Genomic DNA, 16,061 nt, shown 5'->3' with positions numbered 1-16,061 from the left:
AGGGGGATTTAATTACAAACTGCGCTCTATTCCAAACTCTAAGCCACGTAATTCGGCCAAGCCACGCAAACGACCAATCGCGGTGTATCCGGGATTTGTTTTTTTGGAGGCATTGAGATCATCAAGCATTCGGTGCCCATGGTCAGGGCGGAAAGGCATCCTTAAATCTTTGCGTCCTACTTCTTTTCTTCGTCTTTGTTCAAATACCAACGCCTTCATGACTCCATACATATCCACATTTCCTTCCAAGTGATTGGCTTCGTGGAAGTTGCCTTCGTCGTCGCGTTGTGTAGCTCTCAAATGGATAAAATGGATTCGGTCGCCCATCCGTTCAATCATCCCTACTAAGTCATTGTCGGCTCGTACTCCATAGCTACCTGTGCAAAAGCAAAGGCCATTAGCAGGCATATCGGCAGCCGCCAATAGAAGTTTAGCATCGGCTTCAGTACTTACCACACGTGGTAGACCCAATATCGGATATGGAGGATCATCAGGGTGAATGGAAAGCCTAATTCCTAGATTTTGAGCTACGGGTACTATCTCTCGCAAGAAAGCATAGAGGTTGGTACGCAATTCTTTGTCTCCTACTTTTTTATAAGTATCCAATACCTCTCTAAACTGCTCTACAGTATAGCTCTCTTCCGAACCAGGCAAGCCAGCGATAATATTACGAACAAGGCGCTGTACGTCAGCCTCCTCAGCACTATCTATCCACTTTTTAGCTTTTTGTTTTTGGATTTCGGTATAATGTTTTTCTGCGCCTTGGCGCTGCAAAATGTATAATTCAAAAGCCGCAAATTCGTTAAAATCAAAGCGCAAACCCGTAGAACCATCTGGCATGGGAGCCTCCAAATCGGTGCGAGTCCAATCCAAAATAGGCATAAAATTATAACAAACCGTGTCGACACCACTTGCCGCCAAATTGGTCAAAGACTCTTTATAGTTATTGATGTACTCTTTAAAATTACCCGACGCTTTCTTGATGTCTTCATGAACTGGTACGCTCTCTACCACCGACCAAGTCAAGCCTATTTCTTCAATTTCTGTTTTACGTTTCTGGATTTCGGCGGTTGTCCATACCTGTCCGTTAGGGATGTGATGAAGGGCCGTCACGATTCCCGTAGCACCCGCTTGTTTTACATCCAACAAGCTTACGGGGTCATTGGGGCCAAACCATCGCCATGTTTGTTCTAATGCCATATTTACAAAGTGCCTCGCACCATTATTTGTGAATTTAATTTTACAAATGTCAAGAACGCCAAACGCTTTCTTAACTGAAAAAGAAAGCTTAGTAGGCAAAAAAAATACTACATTTATTTGCAAAAAACCCCGTACAGATGTTGTTTAAATGGATAAAGTCCTATACTTTGGCATTTTATTCCTAAAAACCATCCTGATTTTGAAAATAGCGATTTTAAAAGAAACAAAAGCCTTTGAAAGGCGGGTTTCGGTCACACCTGATGTTGTTAAGTCTCTTCTCAAAGCTGGCTTTACATGCGCCGTTCAAAGCGGCGCTGGCGAAAAATCTTCTCTTTTAGATATTGATTATGAAAATGCAGGAGCTACCGTTATAGCAGACATTTCCCAACTGCTAAGCGATGCCGATGTGGTTCTCAAAGTCAATGCACCTACCCAAGACGAAGTGGCACAAATGCGCGAAGGTGCAGTTGCTATTTCATTTTTGTATGCTTATACGCAGCCAGATTTGGTAAAAGTTTTGAATCAAAAAAAGATTTCGGCTTTTAGCATGGATGCCGTACCTCGTACTACGAAGGCCCAGAGTATGGATGCCCTTAGCTCTCAAGCCAACCTAGCAGGCTATAAGGCGGTACTACTAGGAGCCAATGCCTTGGGTAAGATTTTTCCCTTGATGATGACCGCTGCAGGTACTATCAAGCCCTCTAAGGTTTTGATTTTTGGAGCCGGCGTAGCTGGTTTACAAGCTATTGCAACAGCTAAGCGATTGGGGGCTGTGGTAGAAGTAACAGACGTACGCCCCGAAACCAAAGAACAAGTTGAATCACTTGGGGGAAAATTCTTGAGTGTAGAAGGCATGGAAGCCAACAAATCGGAAGGAGGCTATGCGAAGGAAGTTTCAGCGGAGTTTTTACAAAAACAACAAGACCTCATCAAACAACGCATCAAAGATGCTGACTTGGTCATCACCACGGCGCTAGTAATGGGGAAAAAGGCTCCTATTTTGGTGTCAGAAGAAATGGTAAAATCCATGAAAACAGGAAGCGTGATTGTGGATATGGCGGTAGAATCGGGCGGTAACTGTGCCTTGAGTGAACCCAACCAAACTGTCGTCAAAAATGGCGTTACAATCATTGGTGAATCCAATCTGCCCGCTTTACTTGCTACCAATGCCAGTGATTTATACGCCAAAAACATCAGTACTCTTTTGTTGCACTTGGCTAATAAAGACGGTTTTAAATGGGAGCTTGACGAAGAGATCACCAAAGGAAGCCTCATTACCCATAAAGGCGAACTAATCCACACTTTCACCAAAAGCATTTTGGGTTAATGTGGTACGGACATCCTGTCTGTCGTCACCAAATAAAAAACTAATCAAACTACCTGAGTGCCAAGTTTATTAGTCATCAAATCATTTTTAAAAACGGGCAGGATGCCCGTGCCACAAACATATGGATTCTATCATCACTTTTATTGGAGAAAATATCCAACTGATTTATATCCTTATTCTTTCCATTTTTGTCGGAATTGAGGTCATTTCAAAAGTTCCTTCTGCCCTCCACACGCCTCTCATGTCAGGTGCAAATGCAATTCATGGGGTGGTAATCATTGGAGCTATTATAGTCATGGGTCATGCCGAAGAAGGAAATTGGCCAGCACTTATTTTGGGCTTTTTGGCGGTTATTCTGGGCACCCTCAATGTAGTTGGTGGCTTCGTAGTCACTGATAGAATGTTGGAAATGTTTAAGAAAAAGAAATAACTTTTTGCCATTCTCTCCACAAAATCAACCTAAAACCTAACCACTTTTTACTTCTTTTTCAAACATAGCGAAGAAAGGGCAATAGTGGCCAAATCTACAACTGAAATGCTACAACAATATTGGTTATATCTTATTTACCTTTTAGGTTCGGTGTTTTTCATCGTTGGATTAAAAATGCTTTCTGGCCCCAAAACAGCCCGTAATGGCAACTTTCTAGCCGCCGCAGGGATGACAATCGCCATTTTGGGGACTATTTTTATGCACAAAAACGAAGATGGAGAATCCATCGGCAATTATGGTTGGATTTTCGGGGGCATTGCCATAGGTACAGTGATTGGCTGGATTTCAGCAAAAAAAGTAAAAATGACCGCCATGCCCCAAATGGTGAGCCTTTTCAATGGTATGGGAGGAGCTTGTGCAGCTCTGATTTCATTGGTTGAATTTGGCCATATGCATCCTGAGGCCTCTCCTGCTACCATTCTCACGATTGTAGCAGGTTTAGTGATTGGAAGTATTTCATTTTCGGGCAGTATCATTGCGTATGCCAAGCTGCAAGAAATCATGAAGAAAACCTTCAAACTTCCTGCTCAAAACATATTGACGATTGTGCTACTATTAAGTATCTTAGGATTAAGCGTTTATATTGCCATAGGACATCCTTCAGCAGCTTTATTTTATACCGTATTTGTATTGTCTCTACTTTACGGTATTTTGTTTGTACTTCCCATCGGCGGAGCTGATATGCCTGTTGTGATTTCTTTGCTGAACTCTTTTACGGGAGTAGCGGCGGCATTTGGAGGATTTTTGTACGACAACCAAGTCATGCTTACGGGAGGGATTTTGGTAGGTTCGGCTGGGACACTGCTTACGATTTTGATGTGTAACGCCATGAACCGCTCCCTTACCAATGTTATTTTTGGTTCATTCGGTGGAGGTAGTAGCCAGGGTGGTGGCGACACAAGCAGTTTTGCGGGAGGGGCAGTTAAAAGTAGTACCCCTTCGGACGTGGCCATTTTGATGAATTATGCCCAAAAGGTAATCGTAGTACCTGGATATGGACTAGCCGTAGCACAAGCCCAACATGTGATTCACGAACTGGAAGCCCTGCTTGAAGGCCGTGGAGTAGAAGTCAAATACGCTATTCATCCCGTAGCAGGTAGGATGCCCGGCCATATGAATGTACTCTTGGCTGAATCGAATGTGGCCTACGACAAACTAGTAGAAATGGAAGAAATCAATGACCAATTTGCTACTACCGATGTGGTATTTGTAGTAGGTGCCAACGACGTCGTCAACCCTGCCGCTCGTAGCAATCCAGCAAGCCCCATCTACGGTATGCCTATCCTAAACGCCGACAAAGCGCGTACCGTGATTGTAAGCAAGCGCTCCATGGCAGCGGGCTATGCGGGGATTGACAATGAGCTTTTCTATTATCCAAACTGCCTTATGCTTTTTGGAGATGCCAAAGATTCTATCACCAAGGTTGTCAATGAGTTGAAAGGGATGTAGATATTTAATTTCACAGCTATAAATTATTTTACACAAAGGCCATTTATTGAATGGTCTTTGTATTTTAGGGGCTATTCTAAAGTCATCAACTAAATTAACCAGCATGAAAATTATTGGCTATTATTTCATTTTACTTTGTTTTTCAGTGCTTCATATCCAAGCCCAAACTAGTGATAATGAAGAGCTAAAAAAAATGTATGAAGAAGACCAAAAAGCACGAACGGTCTCTAATATCAATTGGGATGAATTAGTAAAGAAAGACCGTATGCGCGAAAAAAGAGTATATGAATTGATTAAAGCTGGAGCTGTCAAGACTGGGAAAGATTATTATCACTCTGCTATGATTTTTCAACATGGGGAAGATTCTGTAGCCTATGGCATGGCTGTTAAGCACATGCGTACAGCTATCAACCTTGATACCACTATCAATCGGTGGCTTTTGGCAGCCGCCATTGACCGAGAACTAATGAGTCGCAACAAACCCCAAATTTATGGAACTCAATACATAAAAATGGGACCTGATGCCAAATGGGAAAGATATAAAATAGACTCTAGCCAAGTCACTGATAAAGACCGGGATTATTACGGAGTAGAAACTCTTGCTGAGCAAAAAATCAAAGAACGAGAAATGAATTTAAAGAGCATACTCAGTTTCTATCAGCAATCCAAATCTATTGAGCAAACCCTTGATTTTATAAAAGAAGAACATAAAAAAGGCTTGCTAAGTGATTATAAAGTAGATGAGAATGGTATTAACATTTTTGGGTACGAACTCCTTAAAACTAACCAACCAAAAGATGCACTCCTGATTTTTGAACTCAACACCCAATTTTATCCCGATGCATACAATACTTTCGATAGCCTTGGCGAATGTTTGCTTCTGCTGCATCGAAAAGAAGAAGGAATAAAAGCATATAAAAAATCTCTAGCCTTAAATCCTAAGAACAAAAATGCTCAAAAAATTATTGAGCAAAACAAATGAAAATCAAATACTCATTACCACCTAAGGCAATGATTTTTATTCCTACCACTTGATAAATATTTCTTATCAAGTGGTATTTTTTTATGCAAATTTGATTAAAAAACTTTCTTTTTTAATCCTCTCCTTTTCCCAAAATCTCATGAAAACCCAAGATAAAACCTTTCATCTCGGTCTTTGTATGGCGGGTGCCATTTCGGCCGGAGCCTACACCGCTGGTGTCATGGATTATTTGCTAGAAGCTCTCGACCGTTGGGAGGAAGCAAAAATATCTAACCTTCCAGATATTCCACAACATACAGTGGTCATTGATGTATTGGCAGGTACATCCGCTGGGGGAATGACCGCACCTATTGCTCTGGCAGCGTTGTCGGACCAACGGACGGTGCATGTCAACGAAAAAACGGGAGGCTATCAAAATTTTACGGCAGAAAATAAACTTTACGAGGCGTGGGTCAAACTCATCGCTGACGATATGCTCCGCATCATGCTCTCAGATACTGACCTAGCCGAACACGGTGCCACCTCGATTTTTAATTCGGATTTTATCGACCAAATAGCCCACAAGATTATCAATATCTCCTCAAAGCATTATCAGTCACTGGCTAAAAAACCTTACATCGCTCCTGACCCAGAAGTATGTCTTACATTGAGTAATTTGACCGGAATGGTAAGCAAAATATTCTTTCAAGGGACTGATAGTCAAGCCAAAAACATTCCTCTTGATTTTATAAATAAAAATAACCTTTTAGAAAATGATAGCGCCTATATTTCTTACAACCATCGCGATTATGCCTTGTTTAGAATCACCGACGACGCTTACAAAAACGATGGACGCATTCCAGTAAGTTTTAAGAAAAACAATCCTAATACACCCAATCTTAAAACCCTGCGAGACTCAGCGATGGCGACGGGTGCGTTTCCTATTGGCTTACGTTGGCGCAAAGTGAGCAGGAAAGGCATTTTTCTTAATCAGAATCCGCTCATTGGTCCACCCAACAAAAAAACTTTTGACGATGACGCAATCATTGAAACCGTAAATACCGACGGCGGAATGCTTAACAATGAGCCTTTTGACGTCACAAAAAAACTTCTAACCGACCGTAATATTCGCATTAATAGCAATCACCAAGATATGACGGGGACGGTGTTGATGATAGATCCCTTTCCAAGTACAGAACGTAACAAAATTCTAGTTCCAAAAGATAGAATTCTTCTCCCCGAAATTGTAGTGGGCTTGTACGAAGCTCTCAGGATGCAGCCCCTTTTCAAAGAAGAAGACCTAATTGCTGCCGAATCAAACAAGGATTTTAGCCGTTTTTTAATCGCGCCAGTAAGGTATATAGAAGGAGAAATACGCGAAAAAATAGTAGGTGCAAAAGCAGTCGCAAGTGGAGCATTGGGAGGATTTAGTGGATTTTTAAGACTAAAATACCGAACCCATGACTTCCAATTGGGAAGGCTCAATTGCCAGCGATTTTTACAAAATCATTTTAAAATACCTCACGATACCCAAAACCCCTGTTTTGAAGGCGCTTATAGCCCAAATGCTAAGAACAGCTTTCTCATTGAAGACGGATTCTTCCCCATCATCCCCGATATCGACCCCGCTACTGGCCAAAAACAAAAACCCGAACCTTTTCCCGAATGGCCTACCGATACAAGCGAAAACATTCAAGATCAAATTGATAGCTATGAAGGTATACTTGCCGACCGTATCAAGCTTATTTGGGATGGTAATACGCCTGATAATATAATCATAAACTTTCTTGAAATATTGGGTATTAACTTTGTCACAAAAACCGTAAAACAAATGACATTCACAGACTTACAAGACCATAGATTAATTTCTGACCTTTCACCGTCGGTCTAATAACCTGTATGTTTTGTCCAAAAGAGTGATTCGTACATTTTCACAAAAAATATTTCGTCCGTTAAACTTTACTCCTGTGTTTGTATCCAAGCCTTGACTCAAGTTTCTATTAACGCTTAGATACAACCATGAAAAAGTTATTGACTTACGCTCTCCTTACTTCCATTTTTTCTTGTAAAACAACGGATACTGTCCAACCCGACACCTACGATTTTTCGGCAGTCGATGCCCTGATTGAAAAAAGCGTGGAAGCTTATGAGAACAATGTGGTCGTGCTGGTTTCTAAAAATGGGAAACTCATTTATCAAAAAGGCATTAATCTCACTGCCACCGATAGCCGTCTGATAGCTTCTGCATCCAAATGGCTTTCGGGGGCGGTGATGATGTCGCTGATAGATGACAAAAAAATAAGTCTGGACGATACAGTCGGTAAGTTTTTACCTATTTTTAGTCGATATGGTAAAGGACATATCAACATCCGGCAGTTGTTTTCTCATACCGCAGGCTTTGCGGGCGACTCGCCCCAAAAGTATGAATACCGAACAGATTTGACTTTTGCCGAAGCCGTAGATTCTATCGCCGTCTATACACCGCTGATTCATGCGCCTGGTACTACTTTCAATTATGGAAGTGCAAGTATGCACATTGCAGGACGCATCGCCGAAGTTGTAACAGGCCAATCGTGGCAGATGCTATTCAATGAAAAAATCGCCACTCCTTGCGATATGAAAGCCACTTATATCCTTAGCAGCCTCAAAAATCCCCTCATCGCAGGTGGTGTTTGGACATCCGCAGGCGACTATCTCAAATTTTTAGAGATGATTGTCAACAAAGGCACTTACAATGGCAAGCGCGTTTTGAGCGAAAGCGCCGTCGAAGAAATGCTAAAAGACCAAACCCGAGGGGCAGTCATAGAAGGTACGCCTTATCCTTCTAATCTGTATTCGTCTCATCCTACTTCCGTGGTGCGGTATGGTATCGGCAACTGGCGCGACGTAGTAGATGCTTCTGACAACGGCCTTGAAACAAGTAGTCCTGGGCTTTTTGGAACTCATCCTTGGCAGGATTCTAAAAACAAAGTAGCAGGGATTATTTTTACCAAAACCGAACCCCGCCAAAGCAATGCTACAAGTCTTCAAATCAGAGAACTCATACGCCAAGCCATAGAAAAATAAATTTCGATTCATAGATTTTGACATTGTGTAGGTAAAGACGGCCTAGTCCAAACTTTGGATTAAGATAACCTACAATCATCATGAAAAGAAGAAAATTTATTGCTACATCCTCTCTTTTGGGGCTTGGCGCTGCCTCACCTGTGTTAGCTCATTCTCCTAAAAAACAAAAAGAAATCTATGAATTGCGCTCATTTGAGCTAAGAATGGGAGGTATGCCTCGTCTAGAAACCTATCTTCAAAATGCACTCATTCCGGCGCTCAATCGCCTCGGTGTGAAGCAGGTGGGAGTTTTTAAAGAACTAGGAAAGGATGAACCTGCCAAACTCCATTTATTACTAGTACATAGTTCTCAAGAGACATATTTCCAAATTCAACAACAGCTCAAAACCGATGCCGACTACCTCAAAGCCAGTGAAGCTTATCATCAAACTTTGCCCGACAAGGCTATTTATGACCGTATCAGTAGCTCTCTGATGGTGGCATTTGACGGGATGCCTACTTTAGCTACTCCTCCCAAAGAGCCGCGTATTTTGGAATTACGAACGTACGAGGGCTTCAGCGAAGATGCTGTCAGACGCAAAATCAAGATGTTTAATGAGGGAGAAATCGCAATTTTCAACAAAGTTAAACTCAACATTGTGTTTTTTGGAGAAGTACTTATCGGACATCGTTTGCCTTGCCTTACTTATATGCTTACATTCAAGGACATGGAAGAACGTAACGCCAATTGGGCCAAGTTCAGCGCTGACCCTGACTGGAAACAACTTTCCCAAGCGCCCGAATACGCCAATACAGTATCGCGGATTGAACGTATTTTTCTAGAACCGACCCCCTATTCACAGATTTAAAGAAGGTGAAATATTTAGAAGGTTGATTGACTAAAGTATAAAAATTTGAGTCTATCAACCTTTTAAATTCTCATTTACTTCATGGTTTTGCTCAGATTCCGTATTTTTGGTGGGTAGGTAAGTGTAACAGAAACTGAGCGGCAAAAATGAAAAACTTCATCTTCTTTGTATTTTTTTCTCTGTACGCAGTTACTGCTTTTACCCAAACTTACTATACTTACAAAGATGCTCGCCCCATCGACAGCGAATGCTACCGCGTCACAGATGCGCGTTCCAATCAATTTGGGGTAGTATGGTACGAAGAGAAATTAAATCTCCACCAATCTCTCAACCTAGAATTTATCATCAATTTTGGCAGTAACGACGCTGGTGCGGATGGCATGGCTTTTATTATGCAATCAAGGGGGAAAGATGTCATTGGAGGTTCGGGGATGGGGCTAGGCTTTGCTGGAATTTCACCTTCTTTAGGAGTCGAATTTGATACCTATAACAATGGTAGTGGCGTAGGTGATCTTGCAAGTGACCACATGGCGATTCTTCAAAATGGCTCCGTCAATCATCTTACCCCTCACAATCTACAAGGCCCAGTATCCGCCTCTGCCACTAGTCCCAATATCGAGGACGGAAAAAACCATTTAGTAAACATTCGGTGGGATTCCCAAACACTTACGCTAGAAGTGTATTTTGATTGCCAACTACGTCTAAGACTCAACAAAGACATTGTAACTGATATTTTTAGCGGCAAACCCGAAGTATGGTGGGGTATCTCAGGCTCTACAGGCGGTGCTTACAACATCCAAACCGTGTGCCTAAAGAAAGAAGCGGTACTTAAAAATGTATTCAAAGACATTTGTCCTAATCAAGATGTACTCCTCACTGGACGCCCTTCTTCCGACGGAGCTTATCAGTGGACTCCTACCACATCTCTCTCAGCTCCTAGCTCCCGTACCCCTATAGCACGTCCTACCCAAACCACTACCTACACGGTCAGCTACCGCAACGACTGTGGAATCACCGTCAAAGACACGATTCGAGTGGAGGTAGTTCCTTTCCCCAAAGTAGACTTTGGTTCTCCGAAAGAGATTTGTCCCAAACGTACGGTAGAGATTACACCTACTTTCACGCCACAAGATACTGCCGTCAGATACCGATGGTCAACGGGTGCAACTATCCCCAAAATTACAGTCAATCAACCCGGACAATATGACCTTACGCTCTCTAAGGGTAATTGTAACGTCAAAACCTCTACTGAAGTAATAGCAGGCAAGCCCCCTAGCCTAGCCCCCAATCAACAATTATGCTTTACAGGATTGACTCTTGTGTTGGACGCAGGTACTTCTGAGCCAAATCTCCGCTATCTCTGGAATCACAGCAATGAAACGACCCCGGCCATTTCGGTATCGCAGCCAGATAAGTACGAAGTTTTGGTAAGTACTGAAGCAGGCTGCGAAGCTACACGCACCATAGAAGTGATTGCCTCTCCTACCGTAAAATTAGGGCAAGATACAACACTTTGCGAAGGTGAAAGCCTAGTAGTAAGTCCTCTTATCACCAGCCCTAATCCTAGTGCACCTTATACCTATGCTTGGTCGTCGGGTGCCATTACTCCTTCTATTACTGTCTCCCAAACGGGTACTTACACCTTACACATCATTCAAAACTCTTGCTCAGCCTCCGATTCGGTGCAGGTAACGATAGAACAGTGCGGCGTGAGAGTATTTGCTCCGGATGTGTTTACCCCCAATAGCGACGGCATCAATGATACATTTCACTTGTTCATCACGGGTGGAATTCCCCATAAGCTCACTATCTATAACCGATTAGGGCTTCCAATTTATACCGAAGAAAGCCCTCAACCACAATGGGATGGCTTCTTTAAAAATACGCTATGCCCTCTCGATAGTTACACCTATGTTTTTGAATATAAAAACCTAAAAACCAACAACATACAACGGCACTATGGTTCTGTTATGCTTCAGCGGTAGTCATGTTTAAGGTCAAATTCATCAAGTTTTCTCAAAATAAATTACAAGTATGAGCTAAACTTGACTATGTTTATTTTTTAAAAACATGCTTCGTCAATTATGAAACACTTTCTATACTACTTGCTACTAGGGCTAGGCCTTCCTTCTTTTGCCCAAAAGCCTACTATCGACCAACTGCGCACAAGCATTGTATCCAAACTAAGCCAAATAGAAGGTGACTTTGCACTTGCATTCAAAGACCTTCAAACCCAGCAAACGTTGTTTATCAACGAAAAAGAAAATTTTCATGCGGCAAGTACCATGAAAACCCCGGTGATGATGGAAGTTTTTAGACAAGCAGAAGCCGGACAATTCAATTTAAGCGATTCTATTTTGGTCAAAAATGAATTTAAAAGTATTGTGGATGGTAGCCCTTTTAAGCTCGATATCAGCGATGATAGTGCAGATGATATGTATAAAAAAATTGGCTCTAAAATGACCATTTATGACCTTACTTATCAGATGATTATTGTGAGTAGCAATTTGGCCACCAATATTCTCATTGACTTAGTGGATGCCAAAAATGCCAATCAATTCATGCGTGAATTAGGTGCTAAAGATATAAATGTGCTGAGAGGCGTAGAAGATACCAAAGCCTTTGAAAAGGGACTCAGCAACACCACAACGGCTTATGATTTGATGCTTATTTTTGAAAAAATAGCCCAAAAACAAGCTGTATCACCCACAGCCTCCGATAAAATGATTCAAATACTTTTGGATCAAAAATTCAACGAAATGATTCCTAAACACCTTCCTTCTCATGCCAAAGTAGCCCACAAAACTGGCTCTATCACTGGCGTAAGGCATGATTCGGGGATTGTGTTTTTACCCAATGGGAAGGCGTATGTCTTGGTTTTGCTTTCTAAAAAACTAACCAAACCCGAAGTGGGTGTCAACGCAATGGCCGAAGTATCCGAAATGATTTACGATTTTGTCAAATAAACTATTTTCTACTGTATGCTCTCACTTCAGGGAATCCATCATGTAGCCATTATTTGTAGCGATTATGCTCGCTCTAAACATTTTTATACCCAAATACTGGGATTGACCGTCATGGCAGAAGTGTATAGAGCAGAGCGTGATTCCTATAAATTGGATTTGGCGGTCAATGGTCTGTATCAAATTGAGCTTTTTTCGTTTCCCAATCCCCCTGCTCGTACTTCCCGCCCCGAAGCAGCCGGACTCCGACATTTGGCTTTCAAAGTAGAAAACATTCATCAAACCCATACTTTGCTCCTCCATGCAGGAGTTACTTGTGAAGAAATAAGACAAGATGAATTTACCCAAAAATTCTTCTTTTTTATAGCCGATCCCGACGACCTCCCGATTGAGTTTTACGAAATTTGAACTATCTCGTGTAGATTATTCGTAATTTTGTGCTATGAAAATCAAAACATCTGTCTTCGTCAAAAGCTCGTCCAACAATGAGCAATGTCCCGCCCCTGACCGCCCTGAATATGCTTTCATTGGGCGTTCGAATGTAGGCAAATCGTCATTGATTAACTCACTCACACAGCGTCGCGATTTGGCCAAGACCTCATCAACGCCCGGCAAAACCCAGGTAATCAACCATTTTAATATCAACAACGAATGGTATTTGGTAGATTTACCCGGCTATGGCTACGCCAAAGTTTCGCAAGCCGACCGAAAAAAATGGAGCGAAATGATTGACAATTATCTTTTCAAGCGCGAAAGTCTAGTCTGTACTTTTGTATTGATTGATAGTCGTATTGAGGCTCAAAAAGTAGATCTTGAATTCATAGAAAAATTGGGAACTCAAGGTATTCCGTTTGCACTAGTTTTTACAAAAACTGACAAATTGAGCGCCGCTCAGCTTAAAACTAATCTCGAAAATTATAAAAAAACCTTGCTAGAAACGTGGGTAGATTTACCCCAAATTTTTGTTACATCATCAGTTGCTAATCAGGGCCGTGAAGAAATCCTCCAACAAATCAACGAGTGGAATCAATTACCAAAATGAAAATAACCACCCTCACCATCAATCCGGCCGTTGACAAAAGTACGTCTATCGACCGCCTCATTCCAGAGCAAAAACTCCGCTGTGACAATCCGCGTTTTGACGCTGGTGGTGGTGGTATCAATGTATCCAAAGGATTGAGGAGATTGGGGAGCAATTCTTTAGCTATTTTTACCGCAGGCGGCCCTACAGGTCAGCATCTCGAAGAGCTGCTCAAACAAGAGGAAATTGAGACCAAAGTAGTAAAGACTCAGCAATGGACACGTGAAAATTTTATCGTAGCCGAAACTTCTACCAATGCCCAATACCGCTTTGGAATGCCCGGTGCCCCACTTACAGAAACCGAAAAACAAGCTTTTTTAGATACCCTAGCCCAATCGCAGGCCGACTACGTAGTGGCAAGCGGTAGCCTTCCTCCTCAGATGGAAGTAGATTTTTACGAAAAGGTAGCGGCGATTTCAAAAAAAATGGGTGCAAGGCTTATTCTTGATACTTCGGGCGAGCCTTTAAAAGCGGCCTGCGATGAAGGTGTATTTTTGTTAAAACCCAATATCGGCGAACTAGAAGCGCTGGTAGGAGCTTCCAAACTGGAAATGGACGACGTAGATGATGCCGCCCGTATGCTCATCGGCGAGGGTAAATGCGAGGTAGTAATTGTATCGATGGGGCCTAAAGGCGCAATGCTCATTACCAAAGATTTGGTCGAACACGTACCCGCTCCGCCCGTTCAAAAGCGCAGTACTGTAGGTGCAGGTGATAGTATGGTAGCTGGCATGACCTGGGCACTTACCCAAGAATTATCTTATTTTGAGATGCTTCAATGGGGGGTCGCGTGTGGGTCGGCTGCTACTATGAACGAAGGTACTCAGCTCTTTTTACGCGCCGATGTCGAACGACTTCTGAATTGGCTTCAAAAACTCGGTAACAAGAAATAACTCATTTACCCCAATTTAGGTCTATATCAATCTCCTTTCTATTGAAAACTTATTTCCAACATATCAGCGAAGGTATTCGTACCACTTTGGCAGGCATGAAACTCACATTCAGGCATTTGTGGGAAGCGCGCCGCCGTCGTAGTCAAAACAATATCCGCGAAGAAGACTATTTCAACGAGTCAAATGGTATGGTAACACTACAGTACCCCTTTGAATCGATGCCTATTCCTGACAATGGTCGCTATCGTCTTCACAACGAAATGGACGACTGTATTGTATGCGACAAATGCGCCAAGGTATGTCCGGTGGATTGTATTGACATTGAGCCTATCAAAGCCACTGCCGAAATCGGGAAAGCATCCGACGGCTCTCCGATTCGCCTCTATGCCGCCAAATTTGACATCGATATGGCAAAATGCTGTTATTGTGGTTTGTGTACTACCGTATGCCCTACCGAATGCCTTACGATGACCAAAACCTTTGATTACAGTGAGTTTGATGTCAAAGATATGAATTATCACTATTCTAATCTGACGCCCGAACAAGCAGAAGAGAAGAAGAGTTTGTACGAGCAGTTTGTACGAGAAAAAGAGGAATTGAAAAAACAAAGTGTTGCCGCCAAAGCCACTTCTGTAGAGGGCGAAGCGGCCAAACCAAAACCCGCTTTTAGACCTTCACCTAAACCAACTCTTCCCACTACCGAAAGTAAAACGACTGAGGAAACTAACGAAATAGCTCCGCCAGCAACACCTAGAGCAAAACCAGCATTCGTTCCTAAAAAGTCTGTACCAGAAACTACAGTCGAAAACAGCGACAATACACCACAGGCAGCTCCAAAACCAAAACCTGTTTTTGCTCCTAAAAAACCCGCAGCTGAAACTACAGTCGAAAACAGCGACGCTTCCCCACAAGCAGCACCAAAACCAAAACCTGTTTTTGTCCCTAAAAAGCCCGCTACTGAAACTACAGTCGAGAACAGCGACAATACACCACAGGCAGCTCCAAAGCCAAAACCTGTTTTTGTCCCTAAAAAGCCCGCTACTGAAACTACAGTCGAGAACAGCGACGCTTCCCCACAGGCAGCTCCAAAACCAAAACCTGTTTTTGTCCCTAAAAAACCCGCTACTGAAACAAAAAGCACTGAAAATCACGAGGCATCTTCTTTGGAAGCAGCAAATAAAAACACCGATTCAGAACAAGAAATACCTCGTCCCAAACCGGTGTTTAAGCCTACCATGAAGCCTAAAAAAGAAGAGTAATCAGGCTACCCCTCAGGGTTCGTTTCTTTGTCGCTAGTGGGTGCCGTTTTTGGTGCTGTGGGGGTTTTTCTAGTACTTGGACGCTTAGGAGCTGAGGCCGCCGCAGGTGCTGGTTTAGAGGCTTTTGGCTTGGGAGCAGGCTTGGCTTCGGAAGCTTCTTCTGCCTTCTCGGGAGTTGCTTCCACTGCTTCGGTCGGTACCTCCACAGGCGTGCTTTCCTTCACATCTTTAATTTTTCCTTCCTTCGGTTTTTTATCTGATTTTTTGATCTTGGCTTTTTTATCCTTCTCTTTTTCTTTTTTCGCCTTTTTCTTAGCCTCTTCGTCGGCTTTTTTGGTTTCTTTTTTCTTTATTTTTTCTAACTTTTTAGCCAACTTTTCAGCGGTCTTTTTGATAGCCTTTACAATTTTTTTAGAGGTGCTTTCGCCCACAATCGCGGCCGCAATTTTCTCCGCAATCTCACTTGTGCTTTTTTTCTTGTCTGATTTCATCTTAATACTGTTTTATGTAATTGATTTTTGAGA

15 protein-coding genes are annotated in these 16,061 nt (G+C 42.5%); 13 read left to right on the top strand and 2 right to left on the bottom strand.

The features are described from left to right. Nucleotides 1-12: 12 nt before the first annotated feature. The gene (uxuA, locus tag P1X15_RS11830; RefSeq protein ID WP_277338330.1) at nt 13-1,200 is read right to left on the bottom strand and encodes a mannonate dehydratase; all 1,188 of its coding nucleotides are present in this window, start codon (nt 1,198-1,200) and stop codon (nt 13-15) included. A gap of 148 nt (nt 1,201-1,348) precedes the next feature. Between uxuA and P1X15_RS11825 the strand changes: the two genes are divergently transcribed. The 13 genes from P1X15_RS11825 (at nt 1,349) to P1X15_RS11765 (ending at nt 15,537) form a co-directional block, all read left to right on the top strand. Then, nucleotides 1,349-2,527, top strand: a complete 1,179-nt coding sequence (locus tag P1X15_RS11825) for a Re/Si-specific NAD(P)(+) transhydrogenase subunit alpha (protein ID WP_277338329.1) — start codon at nt 1,349-1,351, stop codon at nt 2,525-2,527. 121 nt (nt 2,528-2,648) lie between these two features. Beyond that, nucleotides 2,649-2,957, top strand: coding sequence for an NAD(P) transhydrogenase subunit alpha (locus tag P1X15_RS11820; protein ID WP_028664589.1), 309 nt, complete (start codon nt 2,649-2,651; stop codon nt 2,955-2,957). A gap of 105 nt (nt 2,958-3,062) precedes the next feature. Next, nucleotides 3,063-4,466, top strand: a complete 1,404-nt coding sequence (locus P1X15_RS11815; protein WP_277338328.1) for an NAD(P)(+) transhydrogenase (Re/Si-specific) subunit beta — start codon at nt 3,063-3,065, stop codon at nt 4,464-4,466. Nucleotides 4,467-4,569: 103 nt separating this feature from the next. After that, nucleotides 4,570-5,448 (top strand): hypothetical protein, encoded by an 879-nt coding sequence (locus tag P1X15_RS11810; RefSeq protein ID WP_277338327.1) that lies wholly within the window; start codon nt 4,570-4,572, stop codon nt 5,446-5,448. Between the two features lie 139 nt (nt 5,449-5,587). Further along, on the top strand, nt 5,588-7,318 hold the full coding sequence (locus tag P1X15_RS11805) for a patatin-like phospholipase family protein (RefSeq protein ID WP_277338326.1): 1,731 nt from the start codon (nt 5,588-5,590) through the stop codon (nt 7,316-7,318). A gap of 128 nt (nt 7,319-7,446) precedes the next feature. After that, nucleotides 7,447-8,493 (top strand): serine hydrolase, encoded by a 1,047-nt coding sequence (locus P1X15_RS11800; protein WP_277338325.1) that lies wholly within the window; start codon nt 7,447-7,449, stop codon nt 8,491-8,493. Between the two features lie 80 nt (nt 8,494-8,573). Next, nucleotides 8,574-9,341, top strand: a complete 768-nt coding sequence (locus P1X15_RS11795; protein WP_277338324.1) for an NIPSNAP family protein — start codon at nt 8,574-8,576, stop codon at nt 9,339-9,341. A 146-nt stretch (nt 9,342-9,487) separates the two neighbouring features. Beyond that, nucleotides 9,488-11,326 carry a lectin-like domain-containing protein gene (locus P1X15_RS11790; protein ID WP_277338323.1) on the top strand — a complete coding sequence of 613 codons (1,839 nt, stop codon included), beginning with the start codon at nt 9,488-9,490 and terminating at the stop codon, nt 11,324-11,326. Nucleotides 11,327-11,425: 99 nt separating this feature from the next. Continuing rightward, a complete protein-coding gene (locus P1X15_RS11785; protein ID WP_277338322.1) occupies nt 11,426-12,307 on the top strand; it encodes a serine hydrolase in 882 nt (293 codons plus the stop codon). Between the two features lie 15 nt (nt 12,308-12,322). Continuing rightward, the gene (locus tag P1X15_RS11780) at nt 12,323-12,712 is read left to right on the top strand and encodes a VOC family protein (RefSeq protein WP_277338321.1); all 390 of its coding nucleotides are present in this window, start codon (nt 12,323-12,325) and stop codon (nt 12,710-12,712) included. Nucleotides 12,713-12,746: 34 nt separating this feature from the next. Then, entirely contained in the window at nt 12,747-13,346 is a 600-nt protein-coding gene (gene yihA / locus P1X15_RS11775) for a ribosome biogenesis GTP-binding protein YihA/YsxC (protein ID WP_277338320.1), read from the top strand. Then, nucleotides 13,343-14,278 (top strand): 1-phosphofructokinase family hexose kinase, encoded by a 936-nt coding sequence (locus P1X15_RS11770; RefSeq protein ID WP_277338319.1) that lies wholly within the window; start codon nt 13,343-13,345, stop codon nt 14,276-14,278. Before yihA ends, P1X15_RS11770 begins: the two co-directional genes overlap by 4 nt. 41 nt (nt 14,279-14,319) lie before the next feature. Further along, on the top strand, nt 14,320-15,537 hold the full coding sequence (locus P1X15_RS11765; protein WP_277338318.1) for a 4Fe-4S binding protein: 1,218 nt from the start codon (nt 14,320-14,322) through the stop codon (nt 15,535-15,537). A gap of 5 nt (nt 15,538-15,542) precedes the next feature. Here P1X15_RS11765 and P1X15_RS11760 read toward each other — a convergent pair whose 3' ends face one another. Further along, on the bottom strand, nt 15,543-16,028 hold the full coding sequence (locus P1X15_RS11760; RefSeq protein ID WP_277338317.1) for a histone H1/H5 family protein, HCT subfamily: 486 nt from the start codon (nt 16,026-16,028) through the stop codon (nt 15,543-15,545). Nucleotides 16,029-16,061 lie beyond the last annotated feature (33 nt).

The organism is Runella sp. MFBS21 (genome assembly GCF_029433105.1).
Classification (GTDB): Bacteria; Bacteroidota; Bacteroidia; order Cytophagales; family Spirosomataceae; genus Runella.
This window is presented reverse-complemented; position numbering and strand designations above follow the sequence as displayed.

What these genes read in the sequence shown, in the direction of transcription:
- uxuA (WP_277338330.1), bottom strand. Translation starts at nt 1,200, where the DNA reads ATGGCATTAGAACAAACATGGCGATGGTTTGGCCCCAATGACCCCGTA.
- P1X15_RS11825 (WP_277338329.1), top strand. Translation starts at nt 1,349, where the DNA reads ATGGATAAAGTCCTATACTTTGGCATTTTATTCCTAAAAACCATCCTG.
- P1X15_RS11820 (WP_028664589.1), top strand. Translation starts at nt 2,649, where the DNA reads ATGGATTCTATCATCACTTTTATTGGAGAAAATATCCAACTGATTTAT.
- P1X15_RS11815 (WP_277338328.1), top strand. Translation starts at nt 3,063, where the DNA reads ATGCTACAACAATATTGGTTATATCTTATTTACCTTTTAGGTTCGGTG.
- P1X15_RS11810 (WP_277338327.1), top strand. Translation starts at nt 4,570, where the DNA reads ATGAAAATTATTGGCTATTATTTCATTTTACTTTGTTTTTCAGTGCTT.
- P1X15_RS11805 (WP_277338326.1), top strand. Translation starts at nt 5,588, where the DNA reads ATGAAAACCCAAGATAAAACCTTTCATCTCGGTCTTTGTATGGCGGGT.
- P1X15_RS11800 (WP_277338325.1), top strand. Translation starts at nt 7,447, where the DNA reads ATGAAAAAGTTATTGACTTACGCTCTCCTTACTTCCATTTTTTCTTGT.
- P1X15_RS11795 (WP_277338324.1), top strand. Translation starts at nt 8,574, where the DNA reads ATGAAAAGAAGAAAATTTATTGCTACATCCTCTCTTTTGGGGCTTGGC.
- P1X15_RS11790 (WP_277338323.1), top strand. Translation starts at nt 9,488, where the DNA reads ATGAAAAACTTCATCTTCTTTGTATTTTTTTCTCTGTACGCAGTTACT.
- P1X15_RS11785 (WP_277338322.1), top strand. Translation starts at nt 11,426, where the DNA reads ATGAAACACTTTCTATACTACTTGCTACTAGGGCTAGGCCTTCCTTCT.
- P1X15_RS11780 (WP_277338321.1), top strand. Translation starts at nt 12,323, where the DNA reads ATGCTCTCACTTCAGGGAATCCATCATGTAGCCATTATTTGTAGCGAT.
- yihA (WP_277338320.1), top strand. Translation starts at nt 12,747, where the DNA reads ATGAAAATCAAAACATCTGTCTTCGTCAAAAGCTCGTCCAACAATGAG.
- P1X15_RS11770 (WP_277338319.1), top strand. Translation starts at nt 13,343, where the DNA reads ATGAAAATAACCACCCTCACCATCAATCCGGCCGTTGACAAAAGTACG.
- P1X15_RS11760 (WP_277338317.1), bottom strand. Translation starts at nt 16,028, where the DNA reads ATGAAATCAGACAAGAAAAAAAGCACAAGTGAGATTGCGGAGAAAATT.